Annotated in this window: 13 protein-coding genes, 1 pseudogene and 1 CRISPR repeat array; of the genes and pseudogenes, 11 read left to right on the top strand and 3 right to left on the bottom strand. The window is 43.0% G+C overall.

Annotation, left to right across the window (positions count from 1 at the left end; all coding sequences use genetic code 11):
* Positions 1-5 precede the first annotated feature (5 nt).
* A complete protein-coding gene (gene cas5d, locus HWQ36_RS29255; RefSeq protein ID WP_292709378.1) occupies positions 6-713 on the top strand; it encodes a type I-D CRISPR-associated protein Cas5/Csc1 in 708 nt (235 codons plus the stop codon).
* On the opposite strand, the gene HWQ36_RS29250 is transcribed toward cas5d, so the two are convergent.
* Positions 714-1,124: a hypothetical protein gene (locus tag HWQ36_RS29250; protein ID WP_292709376.1), complete on the bottom strand. Its 411-nt coding sequence runs from the start codon at positions 1,122-1,124 to the stop codon at positions 714-716. It lies immediately after the preceding gene.
* A 109-nt stretch (positions 1,125-1,233) separates the two neighbouring features.
* Here HWQ36_RS29250 and HWQ36_RS29245 point away from each other — a divergent pair, with 109 nt between their 5' ends.
* The 5 genes from HWQ36_RS29245 to cas2 all read left to right on the top strand — a co-directional run bounded on the left by HWQ36_RS29245 (position 1,234) and on the right by cas2 (position 4,914).
* Positions 1,234-1,854, top strand: a complete 621-nt coding sequence (locus HWQ36_RS29245) for a 2OG-Fe(II) oxygenase (RefSeq protein ID WP_292709374.1) — start codon at positions 1,234-1,236, stop codon at positions 1,852-1,854.
* Entirely contained in the window at positions 1,844-2,710 is an 867-nt protein-coding gene (gene cas6 / locus HWQ36_RS29240) for a CRISPR-associated endoribonuclease Cas6 (protein ID WP_292709372.1), read from the top strand. The genes HWQ36_RS29245 and cas6 overlap by 11 nt, the downstream gene beginning before the upstream one ends.
* A 31-nt stretch (positions 2,711-2,741) precedes the next feature.
* Positions 2,742-3,335, top strand: coding sequence for a CRISPR-associated protein Cas4 (cas4, locus tag HWQ36_RS29235; protein ID WP_292709370.1), 594 nt, complete (start codon positions 2,742-2,744; stop codon positions 3,333-3,335).
* Positions 3,336-3,614: 279 nt separating this feature from the next.
* Positions 3,615-4,619, top strand: a complete 1,005-nt coding sequence (gene cas1d / locus HWQ36_RS29230) for a type I-D CRISPR-associated endonuclease Cas1d (protein ID WP_292709368.1) — start codon at positions 3,615-3,617, stop codon at positions 4,617-4,619.
* A 7-nt stretch (positions 4,620-4,626) separates the two neighbouring features.
* Complete coding sequence (gene cas2, locus HWQ36_RS29225) at positions 4,627-4,914, top strand: CRISPR-associated endonuclease Cas2 (RefSeq protein ID WP_292709366.1); 288 nt, start codon at positions 4,627-4,629, stop codon at positions 4,912-4,914.
* A 267-nt stretch (positions 4,915-5,181) separates the two neighbouring features.
* Positions 5,182-5,520: direct repeats of the CRISPR family, unit length 37 nt; unit sequence ATTGCAATTCATCAAAATCCCTATTAGGGATTGAAAC.
* Between the two features lie 180 nt (positions 5,521-5,700).
* Here the strand turns inward: cas2 and bchH are convergent.
* On the bottom strand, positions 5,701-9,420 hold the full coding sequence (gene bchH, locus HWQ36_RS29220; protein ID WP_292709364.1) for a magnesium chelatase subunit H: 3,720 nt from the start codon (positions 9,418-9,420) through the stop codon (positions 5,701-5,703).
* On the opposite strand from bchH, the gene HWQ36_RS29215 reads away from it, so the two are divergent.
* From HWQ36_RS29215 to HWQ36_RS29195, 5 genes are all read left to right on the top strand, one after another.
* Complete coding sequence (locus HWQ36_RS29215; protein WP_292709362.1) at positions 9,419-9,625, top strand: hypothetical protein; 207 nt, start codon at positions 9,419-9,421, stop codon at positions 9,623-9,625. The genes bchH and HWQ36_RS29215 overlap by 2 nt on opposite strands.
* Before the next feature lie 338 nt (positions 9,626-9,963).
* On the top strand, positions 9,964-10,905 hold the full coding sequence (locus HWQ36_RS29210) for an N-acetylmuramoyl-L-alanine amidase (protein WP_292709360.1): 942 nt from the start codon (positions 9,964-9,966) through the stop codon (positions 10,903-10,905).
* A 132-nt stretch (positions 10,906-11,037) separates the two neighbouring features.
* Entirely contained in the window at positions 11,038-11,181 is a 144-nt protein-coding gene (locus HWQ36_RS29205; protein WP_292709358.1) for a hypothetical protein, read from the top strand.
* A complete protein-coding gene (locus HWQ36_RS29200; protein WP_292709356.1) occupies positions 11,168-12,145 on the top strand; it encodes an SDR family NAD(P)-dependent oxidoreductase in 978 nt (325 codons plus the stop codon). The genes HWQ36_RS29205 and HWQ36_RS29200 overlap by 14 nt, the downstream gene beginning before the upstream one ends.
* Positions 12,146-12,252: 107 nt before the next feature.
* Positions 12,253-14,556 (top strand): cation:proton antiporter, encoded by a 2,304-nt coding sequence (locus HWQ36_RS29195; RefSeq protein ID WP_292709355.1) that lies wholly within the window; start codon positions 12,253-12,255, stop codon positions 14,554-14,556.
* A gap of 38 nt (positions 14,557-14,594) precedes the next feature.
* Here the strand turns inward: HWQ36_RS29195 and HWQ36_RS29190 are convergent.
* Positions 14,595-14,813: pseudogene (locus tag HWQ36_RS29190) on the bottom strand (four helix bundle protein); the annotation flags it as partial.
* Positions 14,814-14,866: the final 53 nt, after the last annotated feature.

The raw sequence follows: 14,866 nt of genomic DNA, 5'->3' as shown, positions 1-14,866 counted from the left end.
GCAATATGGTGTTTATTTACCGCTGTGAAATAGAACTTCATGACAGCCTCTATTACGCAACTCGTGAAATCGGGCGATTGTATGAAACAGAAGCAATAATTCACAATTATGCTCTCTGTTATGCACTGGGTTTAGTTGATAGCCAAATCTACTCTACTACCGTTGCTGAAGAACATTCCTATCGCTATTTTTGCCCCGAACAAGTGCCAAAATATGAGGAGCATTTAACGCCACTCAATCAACAGCAAATTTACGTAACTCCGGCGCGATCGCTCAATCATTCTTCCATCCTCAACACCTGGAAGTATGCTAACAACAACTATCACGTTGAAATGGAGAAAACACAAAAAAATATCCCTAGTTTTGGGAGAGCTAAAGAAATAGCAGCAGAAAGTCAATTTGAGTTTTTTGTCATCTCCCAAAAAGAACTCAAACTATCAAAGTGGATTCGCTTGGGTAAATGGATGAGTAAAGCTGAAGTGACGGTTGAACAATTACCGAAACATAAAATTTCTGAAGGTATATTCACTTGTACACATCCATTAAATCCTTTAGATGTAATGTTCACTAATCAAGTGATTAGCTATGATGTTGTGAATATGCCTCCAGTGAGCTTAATTCAGAATGTCCAAATGCGAGGACAATATTATCAATTTGATGGCATTCAAAACTTAAAAATTCCAGTTCGGATAGAATATCGTTTTCGGAGTTAATTACTTCCCAAAACCTTTACCACGGGGTTTATGTTTTGTCGGATCTAGCGTCATTAGCTCTGCTTTAAAACCTCTGGAATTCTGCAACATTAACTTACGAATTCGGTGGCGCTGATAAGCTTGTACTTCAGCAGCTAGAGGATGATTAGGATCAATCTTTAGGTGAGTAATAGAAGAAACATATTTTTCTTCACTTTCGGGATTATTTGGCTCTTTTAGTCCGCACATAATCCCGCCTTCATCTCCTGAATAGCCAACGAAATCAATTTCAAATTCTCTGTCTGGATCGGCGTTTACTCCTTTTTGCTTTAATGTCTTCAAAAACTCCTTCCCGGCTCGTGCTTTAATGGGTAAGTTCTCTTTAAGTTTTTCAGTTAGTGCCTTTGCTGCATTGTAATCATCAATTCTCATTGGTCTTTCTCCTTATGTAGTTTTTCTCACTTAAAAGAATACTACTATCATCACTCGACAGTCTTTAAAATTTTAGATACCACATTTAGCGATCGCTCCTCTATCCCTAGTGAAACACTATCAACAACAAACCAACGCCTTCCCCAGCGATTACCTCAACAACTTGTGGGGAGAAATCCAAGCTTGCTCTTACTTTGCTATCAACAACCTCAACCGCGATTTTGTCGCCACGAAAGGATTTTCTGTAGTATTTCAACGTTCTGGATTAGCAAAAGTAGAACAGCAGTTTCCCTACTTCAAACCTTACCTAGATTTGGCTCTCCAGCCGAATTGTAATGCTTTTTACCTCAATCCTTTACAGCTAAAGGAAGGCTCCCGCGTCGATCCGCATATCGATCGCTCCTTGCGTTCCTACAGCAAAACTGTTGAACCACCTGCGGTTGTCAGTGTGCTTTATGTGCGCGTACCGGCAGATATGGAAGGGGGAGAACTGATATTGCGATCGCACAAACGCCAACTTGGGCAAATTAAGCCCCAATTCAATACTTTAGTTTATTTTCAAGGTGATTTAACCCATTCGGTTAACGCCGTCAAAACCCCAGGAAATCGCCTAAGTTTAGTTTGTGAGCAGTATAGTTTGAGTGAAGCTGAACTCCAGGAAATCCCTGAGTTCACTGTAGAGTCAAGAAGCACTCAGTCTACAACCAAAAAGAGAAAGTATGCCTCATAGTTTAGTGTTGAATTTGCTACCTCAATCGCCCATTCCACCGCAGTATCTTACAGGTAGACATCTCCACGCCCTATTTTTAACCCTGGTTAGTTCTGTAGATCAAAGTTTGGGCGATCGCTTGCACGATTCCACCGCAGATAAAGCTTTCACCCTCTCCCCTCTACAAATTAGTAATACAAACTCTCCCCTTTTAAAGGGGGGTAAGGGGGGATCTAAATTGCAATACTCACATCAACAACCCATTCCCGCCGGAACACCTTGTTGGTGGCGCATCTCTTTATTAGATGACACTTTATTTAGCAAACTTACCCAACTTTGGCTAAATCTTAATCCCAATCGCCCTTGGCATCTTGGCCCGGCTGACTTGTATATTACCAGCATTCAAGGCACACCCCAATCTATTCAACCTTGGGCAAATGCCAGTACTTATGCTCAATTATACGAAGAAGCTAGCGATGTCTGCGACGGGCTACGCCTACGCAATTCTTCCATAAACCTTAGCTTCTCTACGCCTACCGCCTTCCGTCAAGGACAGTATGATACTACCCTTCCTACCAGAGAATCTGTTTTTAATTCCCTACTTTCGCGGTGGAATAAATACAGTGGCATAGAATTTTCTCACATTGCGATTGAGTCAATATTTCCCTCATTTGTCAATATTCATACAGAAATATTAGCTGACTCTCGTAGCAAATTTATTGGCATTCTTGGCGAAGTTAACTACAAGATTTTGGGAGAAATTGAACCGATTCAAATTAAGCAAATTAACGCTTTAGCTGACTTTGCCTTATATAGCGGTGTCGGAAGAAAAACAACTATGGGCATGGGGATGATGCGGCGGCTATATTCTCCCTAATTTCAATAATCATTTAAAAACCACGTAAGTTATGAATCACACTGAATATATTTCTATTGCGGCGTTGAATCAATATGCCTATTGTCCGCATCGCTGTTGGCGGATGTTTTGTGCAGGCGAATTCGTCGATAATCAATACACAATTGAAGGCACTACATTACACGATCGCGTCCACACCACAGGCGATGGACAGCGAGGGGAAACTTGGCAGATTCGAGCAATTTGGCTAAAGTCTGAGCAATACAAACTAATCGGAAAATCTGATTTAATTGAAGCGGAATCTGGTCAATTTTATCCAGTGGAATACAAACGAGGACGTAAAGGCGAATGGGATAACGATGAGTTGCAAGTTTGTGCCCAAGCCTTATGTTTAGAAGAGATGACAGGACAGCCAGTTAACACTGGATATATCTATTATGCCCACTCCCATCAACGGCAATTAGTAGAGATTAATGCAGAGTTAAGACAAAGTGCGATCGCAACTATTCAATCTGTTACAAATCTCCTAGAAACAGGAGCAATGCCAAAACCAGTTTACAGCAAACGCTGCAAAGGATGCAGTCTTTCTTCGCAATGTTTACCCAAAGCAACTGATAAAGTCAAAATTTATCAAGAAGTCAATTAAATAATTCGTAATTCGTAATTCGTAATTCGTAATGGGGATTTTGACCCCAACGCAAAATTTGTCGCTTGTTAGAAGCGAGGGACTTAGACCTCTCAAAAATGTTAAATCATACCCTGGCGAATAGAATGATGCCTCCGGCACGCCAAGGGCGAACGCGGCTATACAAACAAAGTCCACCTGCGTGGACTTACAAGTTTGAAACCCGCGTAGGCGGGTTTTGTCTGTGTAGCTGCGAATTCTATTCGCCCAAACCCCAATTATTACTAGGAAGAATCAAAAATGGGAACTGTTTACGTAACACAAGCTGATGCTTTTATCGGTAAAGTTGACGAACGTCTCACCGTCAAAGCTGAACAAAAAACAATCTTGGATATCCCTTTAATTAAAATAGAGGGAATTGTAATACTAGGACGGGCTACCGTTTCTCCCTCCGTTGTCAGTGAACTTTTAGAACGTCACATTTGTCTAACATTTCTCACACAAAATGGACGATATTTAGGGCGTTTAGAACCAGAAGTTACCAAAAATATCTTTGTTCGGAAAGCCCAATGGCAAGCTGTAGGAGAATCACAACCAGCAATACATTTAGTTAGAGGATTTGTGCGAGGTAAATTGAAAAATTACCGCCATACTTTACTTCGCACTCAGCGAGAACATTCTGACATTGACCTGAATAATAACATTACTCGATTGGAAAACGCGATCGCACCAATCGAAAAAACTAGCAGTATTGATTCCCTCAGAGGCTTAGAAGGTGCGGGTAGTGCAGCCTATTTTGGTTGTTTTCAACAGCTAATCAAAACCCCAGAATTCCGATTTGAAGCCAGACGCCGCCGCCCACCAACCGATCCAGTTAATGCCCTACTGAGTTTCGGGTATTCATTACTACGCCATGACGTGCAAAGTGCTTTAAATATTGTTGGCTTCGATCCCTATCTAGGATACTTACACGTCGAGCGTTATGGTAGACCTTCCCTAGCCTTAGACTTGATGGAAGAATTTCGCCCTTTAATAGTGGATGCTGTAGTGTTGTCGCTGATTAACAAGCGATCGCTAACCCTAACTGACTTTACCACCGAACCGCTCAGTGGTGCTGTATCTTTAACCAAAGAAGGATTGCATACATTTCTTCGCGCCTACGAACAAAAGAAACAATCGGAATTCAAACATCCAGTCATGGGAAACAAATGTACCTATCAAAAATCCTTTGAAATTCAGGCGAGGTTATTGAGTAAGTACCTGATGAACGAAATCGATAAATATCCCCCTTTAGTTCTCAAATAAGTTTCCCATGTATATTGTTGTCAGCTACGACATTCCAGAAGATAAGCGTCGGACTAAAATCCATTCGATTCTCAAGTCTTATGGACAATGGATGCAACTGAGTGTATTTGAGTGCGATGTCACTCCCACTCAGTATGCTAAACTGCGATCGCGTTTAGCCAAATTGATTAAACCCGACACTGACAGCGTGCGCTTTTATTTTCTCTGTGCCTGTTGTCAAGCAAAAGTCGAACGTATTGGCGGAGAACAGCCACGAGACGAAACAATTTTCTTTGCTGAGTCTCCTTGTAGCTAGGTTTCTGCATCTCAAATGCGCGGAAGGGTAGGTGTACGAATTCTATAGCTATAAAAAAGTGCTTCTATCCCAACTCCAGCAAAGGTTTTACCCCATTAGTCACCTAATCATCATCCGCGCAACCTCTGAAATGCTTATCAAAATAGGGTTTTAGTCTTTAAATTTCCCGGCACTCTTTTCAAACGAATTCTCTAATGCTATGATTGCTCTTGAATCGCGCAACCGCACCTTGAAAACTAAATACAGCTTGGCTTTCAGCCTCCCGCTATTGCAATTCATCAAAATCCCTATTAGGGATTGAAACTTGGTGGAGGGGGTGGGGGTGGTTTGCGCGGCTTATTGCAATTCATCAAAATCCCTATTAGGGATTGAAACTCTTGGCGTATTCTTTCTGGTATATCTTTGCCAGATTGCATTGCAATTCATCAAAATCCCTATTAGGGATTGAAACATTTCCAGCAACGGAACTAGTTCCGGCATCTGCTGATTGCAATTCATCAAAATCCCTATTAGGGATTGAAACGAGCAGGGTAGGTGGTGGGTTAGGACAATGCGAAACATTGCAATTCATTGCAATTCATCAAAATCCCTATTAGAGATTGAAACCTATATAAGATAGGCGTTTTTGCACCCCCACCAAATCATTTCATAATCAAATGAAATACATCATAGCCCCCTATCGAAGAGCGGGAGGGATTGGGGGTGGGGTTTTTGTACCTCACTCAACTGGGAACCGCTATGTTATTTTAACAGTGATGCGTTAATAAGCTTTAACCCATCTATTTCCTAAACTGTTACCCCCTCCAACTCTTCATCTGTCAACTCATACAATTGCCGCAACTTATCCAATTTATCACCATCAGCTTCCCAAAAACCCCGCCCATGCGCCTCTAACATTCGCCCTAAAATATTGCGAAAAGCTTCAGGATTTGCCTTACGTAATTTATCCGCCATCTCTGCATCTAAAGCATAAGTATCAGCCGCTTGATCGTATACCCAATCATCAGTAAAATCAGCAGTACCACCCCATCCAATCAACGCCGTCATCCGTTGGGAAATTTCAAAAGCGCCGCCAGAACCTTGATTCGCCATTGCTTGCGCCCATTTAGGATTTACCAACTTAGTGCGGTACTCCATTCGTAGCAAATCATCTAAATTGCGGGGTGTAGTATCCTTCGAGAAACTTTCCACAAAGCTGGTTGTAACCTTCTTACCGCTTTGTTTTTCTGCTGCTCTTTTCAAGCCGCCAGTATTGGCGTAATATTCTTGAATATCAGTTAAACCATATTCTACCGAATCGATTTCTTGAACAATGCGATCGCTAGTTTTTAACAACGTATTCAAAACTTCCGGTCTAGCTTGACCTTTATCTTCTCTCCCATAGCTGAATACATTGCGACTTTGCCAAGTATTTCCCAACTCCTCACCAGATTCCCAATTACCATCGACAACTCTATCATTCACCAAAGAACCAAAATCACCCGCCGGATTAGAAAACAATCTCGCCGATGCATTTTCCACACCTTGGGCTTTTAAAGCCAAAGCATGTTTCCTAATAAAATTCTGATCATCCGATTCATCAGCATCAGCCGCCCGTTGAAATAAATCATCCAACAATTCGATAATATTTACAAAACTATCCCGAAAAATCCCCGATAAATTAGCCAAAACATCAATCCGGGGATGTCCAACCTCAGCCAACGGCTTCAACTCATAACGAACAACTCTACCAGTTCCTTCCTTAACGGGTTCAGCCCCCACCAACTCCAACAAAATCCCCAAAGATTCACCCTTAGTTTTAATCGCATCCAATCCCCATAACATCACCGCCACCGTTTCAGGATATTTCCCATATTCATCCAAATGCTGCACAATAATTTTTTGAGCAATTTCTCGTCCCCGTTGGTATGCCGCAGGCGAAGGCATCCGATAAGGGTCTAAAGCATGAATATTTCTCCCAGTCGGCAAAACACCAGCCCCATCTCTTAACAAATCCCCACCAGGCGCAGGCGGAATATACTCCCCATTCAACCCCCTTAACAAATTCGTCAACTCATCCGTAGATTGCATCAACAAATCCCTTATTAACCTTTCCTCTACTTGGCGTTCTTGGCGTCTTGGCGGTTCGTCTCCAAAATAAGCCTCCAAATACGCCCCCAACTCCTCCTCATTCGGCCTTTCCCCCAAAGTATGCAACCCCGAAGAAAACAACCGATTTTCTAAAACCTGTAAATATTCATACAACTCCACCAAATAAGCATCAAAAGCATGACCACTAAACATCCGAATATTTTCAGGACTAAACCCAATCCCCAACCGTTTAGCATCCGCAAACGGACAATCAGCATCCAACCCAGAATCCACAATTTTTTTACAAATCCCTTCCTTCAAAACATAATTCTTTTGTGGATCTTCACGATACTCCGAAATCAAATCTCGTAACGCCACCAATTCCTTATACAAACCTGCACGACCATAAGGCGGTACATTATGAGAAATCAATACACCATAACCGCGACGTTTTGCCAACATCGATTCAGAAGGATTATTCGCCGCATATATATATAGATTAGGCAAATTTCCTAACAGAATATCCGACCAAGAATAACCCGTATTACCCAAAGGAGAACCAGGCAACCATTCCACCGTCCCATGCATTCCAAAATGAACCAAAGCATCAGCTTCAAACTCATTTTGCAGCCATTTATAATAAGCTACGTATTGCGGATGAGGCGTTAAATCTCGTTCAAACATTAAGCGCATCGGGTCGCCTTGTATCCCCAAAGGTGGTTGTACACCTATCCACACATTGCCTAATTGCACACCGCCAATTTGAAATTCATCGCCATAAGTTTTAATACCAGTTCCCGTGAGAGATTTCCATTGTTTTTTGATGCGAGAAGTTTGTAAATATCCCAGCCATTTTTCTAGAGTGCTGACATTTACAGTACTTGTGGGGTGGGTGTCTAAGGGCGGGCAAGATGCCCACCCCACAAGAGGATTAGCTTCATCCGCTTCTTTTACCCGGCGAATCAATTCTTCGCCATCATCAGGTAAATCCCCAACGGTGTAACCTTGTTCTTTCAGTGCGTGGAGAAACTTCAGCAAACTACGCGGTACATTTAATAATGCAGCAGTCCCCACAGCACCATAACCTGGGGGAAATCCATATAAAATGATGGCAATTTTGCGTTCTGATGCAGGTTTTTGCCGCAAAGCCACCCAGCTTTTCACCCTATCAATTAATCGCTGCACCCGTTCGGGAACCAGATAAATATCTTCGCCCACCAAACCTCCAAGGGGAATGGTGTCAATAGCCCCATCTAATTCTGGTAAGGCATACAACACCACACTTTGCAATCCGCCCACACCTTGGCGCGTCCATGAGTGAATATCTTGAATTAAAAGTGGTGCAGCAACAATATAAGGTACATTTTTGGCAGTAAGAATGCGCTTTGCTACTTCCACCTGACGGCCAGCTTCCATTGAACCAGCCGGGCCACCCACCAGAGGAAAGCCAATTGTCGAAACGATCGCATCTACTTTAACTGCTTCACTAGAAAGTGAGGCAGTCTCTACATTACCTAGTTGCCGTTGCTGAATTTCATAGTCGGTTGTCATTAAATCTCGTACCGCCACATGTCCTTCTACGCCGTTGATGAAAATGGGTAAAGGAGTTAACCCGGCTGATTCAAAACGGCGAATTAGTTGGGGAATGTAGGGTAATTTGGTGATGACGTGTTTGCGGTAGAGGAGAATTCCGACAACGGGTTTTGTAGAGACGCGATGAATCGCGTCTTCCCAATAGACGCGATTCATCGCGTCTCTACAATGGGTTTTATACCATTCTAAATATTCGCGGGGCGATTCAAAAAATCCTGGATAGTCGGGATGGAGTAATCCGATGTTGGGGGTTTCGACTAGCGGGGGAATGTCGCCGACTTTTAAACCTAAGTATTTTTCTGCTAGTGTCCAGAATAATGAAGCGACGTTTTCTGAACCGCCAGCATTCCAGTAACCATAGATAATTAACCAGTTGCGTAAGTCTTGGACTTTTTGCACTGGGACGTATTTCAGTAGTTTGGGGCCAATTTTTAAGAAGCTGATGTAACCAGCAAGTTTGTCTTCTTCTCGGCCGTTGCTAAATTTGTCGAGGATGAATTTAACTGGTTTAGGCATTCCTTTCGGTTTGTCGCCAATGGCAAAGTCACCCAACTTGGTTAAACTCATCAATTCCAAGGCTGACTCAAACACCAGGCGGATGGGAATTTGGGAAATGCGATCGCAAAGCCACACAACCTGGTCATAATCAAATAGGAGGCTACCGAAAAATACATCAGCGTTATCAAGTGCTGCTTCTACCTCGGCGCGTTGACTGGTAAGATTGCGATCGCTAAATACCCGAATATCCAACTCAGGACAGCGAGAGTTAGCCAAAAAAGCTGCTTTCCTGTACAAGTCAGCGTTGAATGATTCAAACCCAGCAACCAAGACGATGCGTTTCATGCCTGTAAACTACGAAATATTTCTTTACTTAAATCTTAAACGTGCTTTCAGGCTGATTGTTAAATATCTACCTACAGATGTCAGTCATTCAGCCGTACTAGTACAAAATGGTGGAAATCAAGGAGGCAGAAGGCAGGAGGCAGAAGGCAGGGGGAAAACTCTCCCATGTTCGCGCAGCGTCTCCAATAGTTGGGAAGAGGTTTGAGTAAGGATGTATCTTTTCTCGTGCTATGCATCTCGAAACAACGGGGGTAATTGCTGCATTTCAATTTATTGCAAAAAATAACAAGTTATTTCCGATTTTGATAAATTATAATGGTTGTGTTTTTGGCTCCAAACTTACTTAGAATTAATGGATTCTAATACATAAAAGTTGCTGTTCAGGTTCACAGAAAAACTTATTTTGTCTGCTAGCGTAGTCATGCTTAAAACAATGCGGACATTGCGAACAAGTACTTCAACAAATTTATTAACAAAACTTTGTCTTGATAATTGGAAGAGTTTTGAACTAGTGTAAAAAGTAAGTAATTTGAGGATGAAATTATGAAATTTGGAATTGATAGCGGGCACAATTGCCCACCAGACACAGGAGCAAGAGGAATTAAGTTTGAGGATAATTTAACTCTAGATGTCGGTAATAGAGTAATAGCCAAGTTAAGAGCTTTAGGCAATGAAGTCGTAGTATGTAGACCGAGTAGTGCTAGTTCAGTCCGTGACTCGCTTTCAAAAAGATGTTCTACAGCTAATGCGAGTAAAGTAGATATTTACGTCTCGATTCATTTTAACTGCTTTAACGGACAAGCTAACGGCACAGAAGTATTTGCAACTAGTGATACAGGGAGAAAAATCGCTAAACCTGTATTAGATGAAATCGTCAAATTGGGATTTTTTAATCGCGGCGTTAAGAGTGGTTCCCACTTGTATGTTTTGAAAAATACAGATATGCCTGCGATTCTTGTAGAAGGTTGCTTCATCGATTCGCAAAAAGATATGAATCTTTTTAATCCTGAAGCAATGGCTAATGCGATCGTTAAAGGCTTAACTGGTAAAGTGCCAAGTACTCCTGTTAACCCTGTACCAGATGAAGAGGGGAATATAGATACAACTATTCTCCGACTGCAAAAAGCCTTAAATCGACTCAAAATAGTTGATAAAAATGGTAATGCGTTAGGAGAAGATGGCTTAACCGGGGCTAACACCAAATCTGCCGTCGAAAGATTTCAGGCGATTGTCGGAGTTCAGCCAACTGGAGTTGCCGATGAAGCTACATGGAATGCTATAAATCTAATTTTGGCAAAACGAATTATCAGACCAAACCATGCTGGTGGTGCAGTTGTTAGATATTTGCAATACCGTTTAGGTGTTGAAAATGATGGTGTTTACGGGCCGCAAACAGAGGTTGTAGTTAAAAACTTTCAAAAGCAAAATGGTTTAGATGCCGATGGAATTGTCGGGCCTGCTAGCTGGCAGAAATTAATTGGTTAAGTAGGTCGGCGCAATTAAAGCTAATTGGTCATTGGTCATTTGTCATTAGTAAGGACTTTAAGCCTGTTTACGTTTTGTAACAACCTACCTTGGGATGAAGTTTTTGGGTATGGGGAATCGGCCAAACAAGGCATGGGGAAGAATTACCAATGCCCTGTTTGGCCTGTTTGGACTAAGCGGCGGGGCGACTATCACGGTACACCCACTCTTGGGATGGAGTTTCTCGCCGCTTTCGATAAATTAACCGCAGAGAAAAACGATTGTGAAACACCTTGAGAATAGAGTGGCATTGGTAACAGGTGCTACGCGGGGAATTGGTAGGGGAATTGCTATTGGTTTGGCTGAGGCTGGGGCAACTGTATACGTCACGGGACGCAGCCTCAACAACTCTTCCAGCGATGCGGTTTCAGGAAGTCTTGGTGAAACCCAATCAGCTATAGAGGAAGCCGGTGGTGTGTGTATTCCCGTCCAAGTAGACCACAGCGACGATGAGCAGGTGCGTTTACTGTTTGAGCGCATCCAAGATGAGCAGGATGGACAACTCGACTTACTAGTAAATAATGCTTACTCAGGAGTTCAGGCATTAAAAGACGCTTATGGACAGCCCTTTTGGGATTGTGAACCAAGTCTGTGGGATGCAAGCAACAACGTTGGTCTTCGTAGCCACTACGTTGCGAGTGTTTTTGCGGCGCGAATGATGACCAAACGTAACTCTGGACTAATTTGCACCATTTCTTCATGGGGTAGTATGTCTTATATCTTTAATACAGCTTATGGTGCTGGGAAAGCAGCTTGCGATCGCCTAGCAGCTGATATGGCTGTTGAGTTAAAACCCCATAATGTCGCTTCTGTTTCAATTTGGCCAGGTATTGTTGGGACTGAGCTTTTTTCCCGTTTTGCTGCCGAGATGAATCAAACCAATGCTACTGAGCAAAAAAACTCATTAATTAGCGATCGCTATAACTGGGAAACTCCCTTATTAACTGGACGGGTAATTGCTGCCCTTGCTTGTGAACCAAACTTAATGCGCCGTACAGGACGTGTGCAGATTGTTGCCGAACTAGCTGATAAATATGGAATTGTCGATGAAAATGGCGATCGCCCCGCATCGCTACGTTCTTTACGTTTTGTGCTACCGGCTGCATTGCCAATATTGAGAAACTACTCATGGCTTATACCCGATATTAAAATGCCGTGGTCACTCCTATTACTGAGTGCCCTTAGCTCACCTAAAATTTAAAGGGCAATCCCCAATTCCCCATGCCCAATTCTCAAACAAGCTGTTTGAGATCGTAAAACTTTGTATCCTGAATTAATAGGTCTTAATAAATAGTTCTTTTAAAACTGGTGCAAGAAGATTTTAGGCTAATTGTTGATTTAGTTTTAGTTTTGGGCGTTGCAGCCTGTGGTGGATTGTTGGCGGCACTTTTACGACAGCCGGTGCTGCTAGGCTATCTCATCGGCGGGATAGTCATTGGGCCAACGGGACTGGGATTGATTAAAGAAGTTATTCAAGTAGAGACTCTGGCACAGTTCGGTGTCGCCTTTTTATTATTCGCCTTGGGTGTAGAATTTTCCTTTGCGGAACTCAAGAAGGTAAAAGCGATCGCTCTTGGTGGAGGTGGACTCCAGATTGCTTTGACAATTTTGGTAACAGTTGTGGTTTGCGGGTTAAGCGGGGCCTGGGGAACTTTACCTGCTAAGGGGATGTTTTTGGGATGTATTCTGTCCTTGTCTTCCACTGCGGTTGTCCTCAAGTGCTTGATGGAACGCAATGAAACAGAAACGCCTCACGGACAAGTAATGTTGGGGATTTTGGTAGTCCAAGACTTGGCACTGGGACTGATGTTAGCAGTCTTACCAGCCCTCAACCAACCAGCAGAAACCATTGGCATCGCCGTGCTAACAGCGCTACTGTGGATTGCTTTATTTGCTGCTGGTGCAGTAGCTGCGGGGATGTGGCTGATACCGCCTTTGTTGCAACTGTTAGCCCGGACTGAAAGCCGAGAACTATTTTTATTAGGGGTTGTAGCTTTATGTTTGGGCATTGCCCTGTTGACAGAGCATTTGGGGCTATCGATTGAAATGGGGGCATTTGTCGCGGGTTTGATGATTTCTGAGGTGGAATACGCCGATCAAACCCTAACTTATGTCGAACCATTGCGAGATATCTTTGCCAGCTTATTTTTTGCCGCCATTGGGATGTTAATTGACCCAGTGTTTTTATGGAACAACCTGGAATTGATTTTAGGGTTGGTGGCAATAGTTTTCGTAGGTAAATTTTTGATTATCACGCCCCTAGTAAAGCTGTTCCGCTACCCTTTAAAAACAGCCATCATCGCCGGTTTGGGACTGGCGCAAATTGGGGAATTTTCCTTTGTTCTCGCCAGTGAAGGGCAGTCTTTGGGGCTAGTGTCTCGACAGATATACTTATTAATTTTGGGAACCACCGCAGTTACTCTCATGCTGACTCCCTTTGTATTGCGGTTAGTACCATTTTTATTCAACTTTGCCGAATCAATGCCTTGGTTGAAACCGTACTTAGAAGAACAAGAGGCGCTGGATGTATCAGATGATTTGCCCTTCAAAGACCATGTAGTCGTCTGCGGTTATGGGCGAGTCGGCAAAAATTTGGTGAAGTTGTTGCTGCAACACAACCTCCCTGTGGTGGTAATTGACCAATCAGAAAGGAGAATTCAGCAATTGCGGGAGGCTGGAGTGTCTTATGTTTATGGCAATTGCGTAAGTTTACACGTTTTGGAAACCGCCGGAGTGAATTATGCCAAAGGAATGGCGATCGCACTCCCTGACCCCATAAGTACCCGTCTTAGCTTAAAACGCGCTTTGGAATTGCGCCCAGAATTAGATTTGGTTGTCCGTGCTACCCAGGATAAAAATATTGAAGTGTTGTATCAATTGGGAGCCAGAGAAGTGGTGCAACCAGAGTTTGAAGCAAGTTTAGAAATGGCGACTTATTTATTAACTGGCTTAGGCTTGTTGTCACCAGCAGTTGTCCAACGGGAAATGCAGCAAATCCGCAACGATCATTATTTAGATTTGCGCCCAGAACGTTCTGCAACTGAAGTTGCTCGTGATTTGCGCCAAGCAACCCGCGATTTAAATCAGCGCTGGTATCCTTTACCATCTGATTCGCCCTTAATTGGCATGAGCATAGAAGAAGCCGATATGCGCTACTTAACAGGAGCGAGTTTGATGGCAATTCGTCGCGCTAACGGCGATGAAATCGATTATCCCAATAATAAAACCAAATTGGAAAATGGCGATCGCTTGCTAGTAGTGGGAGCAGATGAAGAACTGGCGGCTTTGGCAGAATTTGCTAAGGGACAAGCTGCTGTTCCTGGAGAAAATAGTGCTTGCCAGTGGGTTACAGTCAATGCAGATACGCCAACGCTAGGTAAAACCCTTGCAGATTTAGATATCAACAAGCGATTTGGAGTACAGGTACAGGCAATCCGGCGCGATGGTAAATTTATTCGCTATCCTGATGGCGGCATGGATTTGCGAGTTGGCGACCAAGTATTATTATGTGGTAGTTTGACAGGTCTGAGTCAACTAGAACAATTATTTGCGATCGCAAGTTCAGTACCCCTTTCTGTTCCAGTGGTGAATGCGGATTGTGTGACTGATTGAAGGGTGCAGGGGGCAGGGAGCAGGGAGATGATTAATAATTAGCGTTTGATGAGCCAGGGGGATGGATTGTTGATTATGGTTACTAGAATGCCCAGAACTCGGTTGTAAGTTGCATAAAGTTCTCTGCCTGTTTCAACGTTTAGATAATTGCATTGAACTGCGAATTTAAGCCAAGTTTGGGTTTCTGCCGCTTCCGATTCACAATCATTTAATTTAGCCACAAAAGCCGCCTCATAACGACGCTTTCTGGGAGCATCCCAATTTTGCCAAAAGGCACAGGACTGGCACAAAAACCCTGTAAAAACCTCTT

The sequence above is a fragment of the Nostoc sp. NMS2 genome (genome assembly GCF_017115105.1).
Classification (GTDB): Bacteria; Cyanobacteriota; Cyanobacteriia; order Cyanobacteriales; family Nostocaceae; genus Nostoc.
This window is presented reverse-complemented; position numbering and strand designations above follow the sequence as displayed.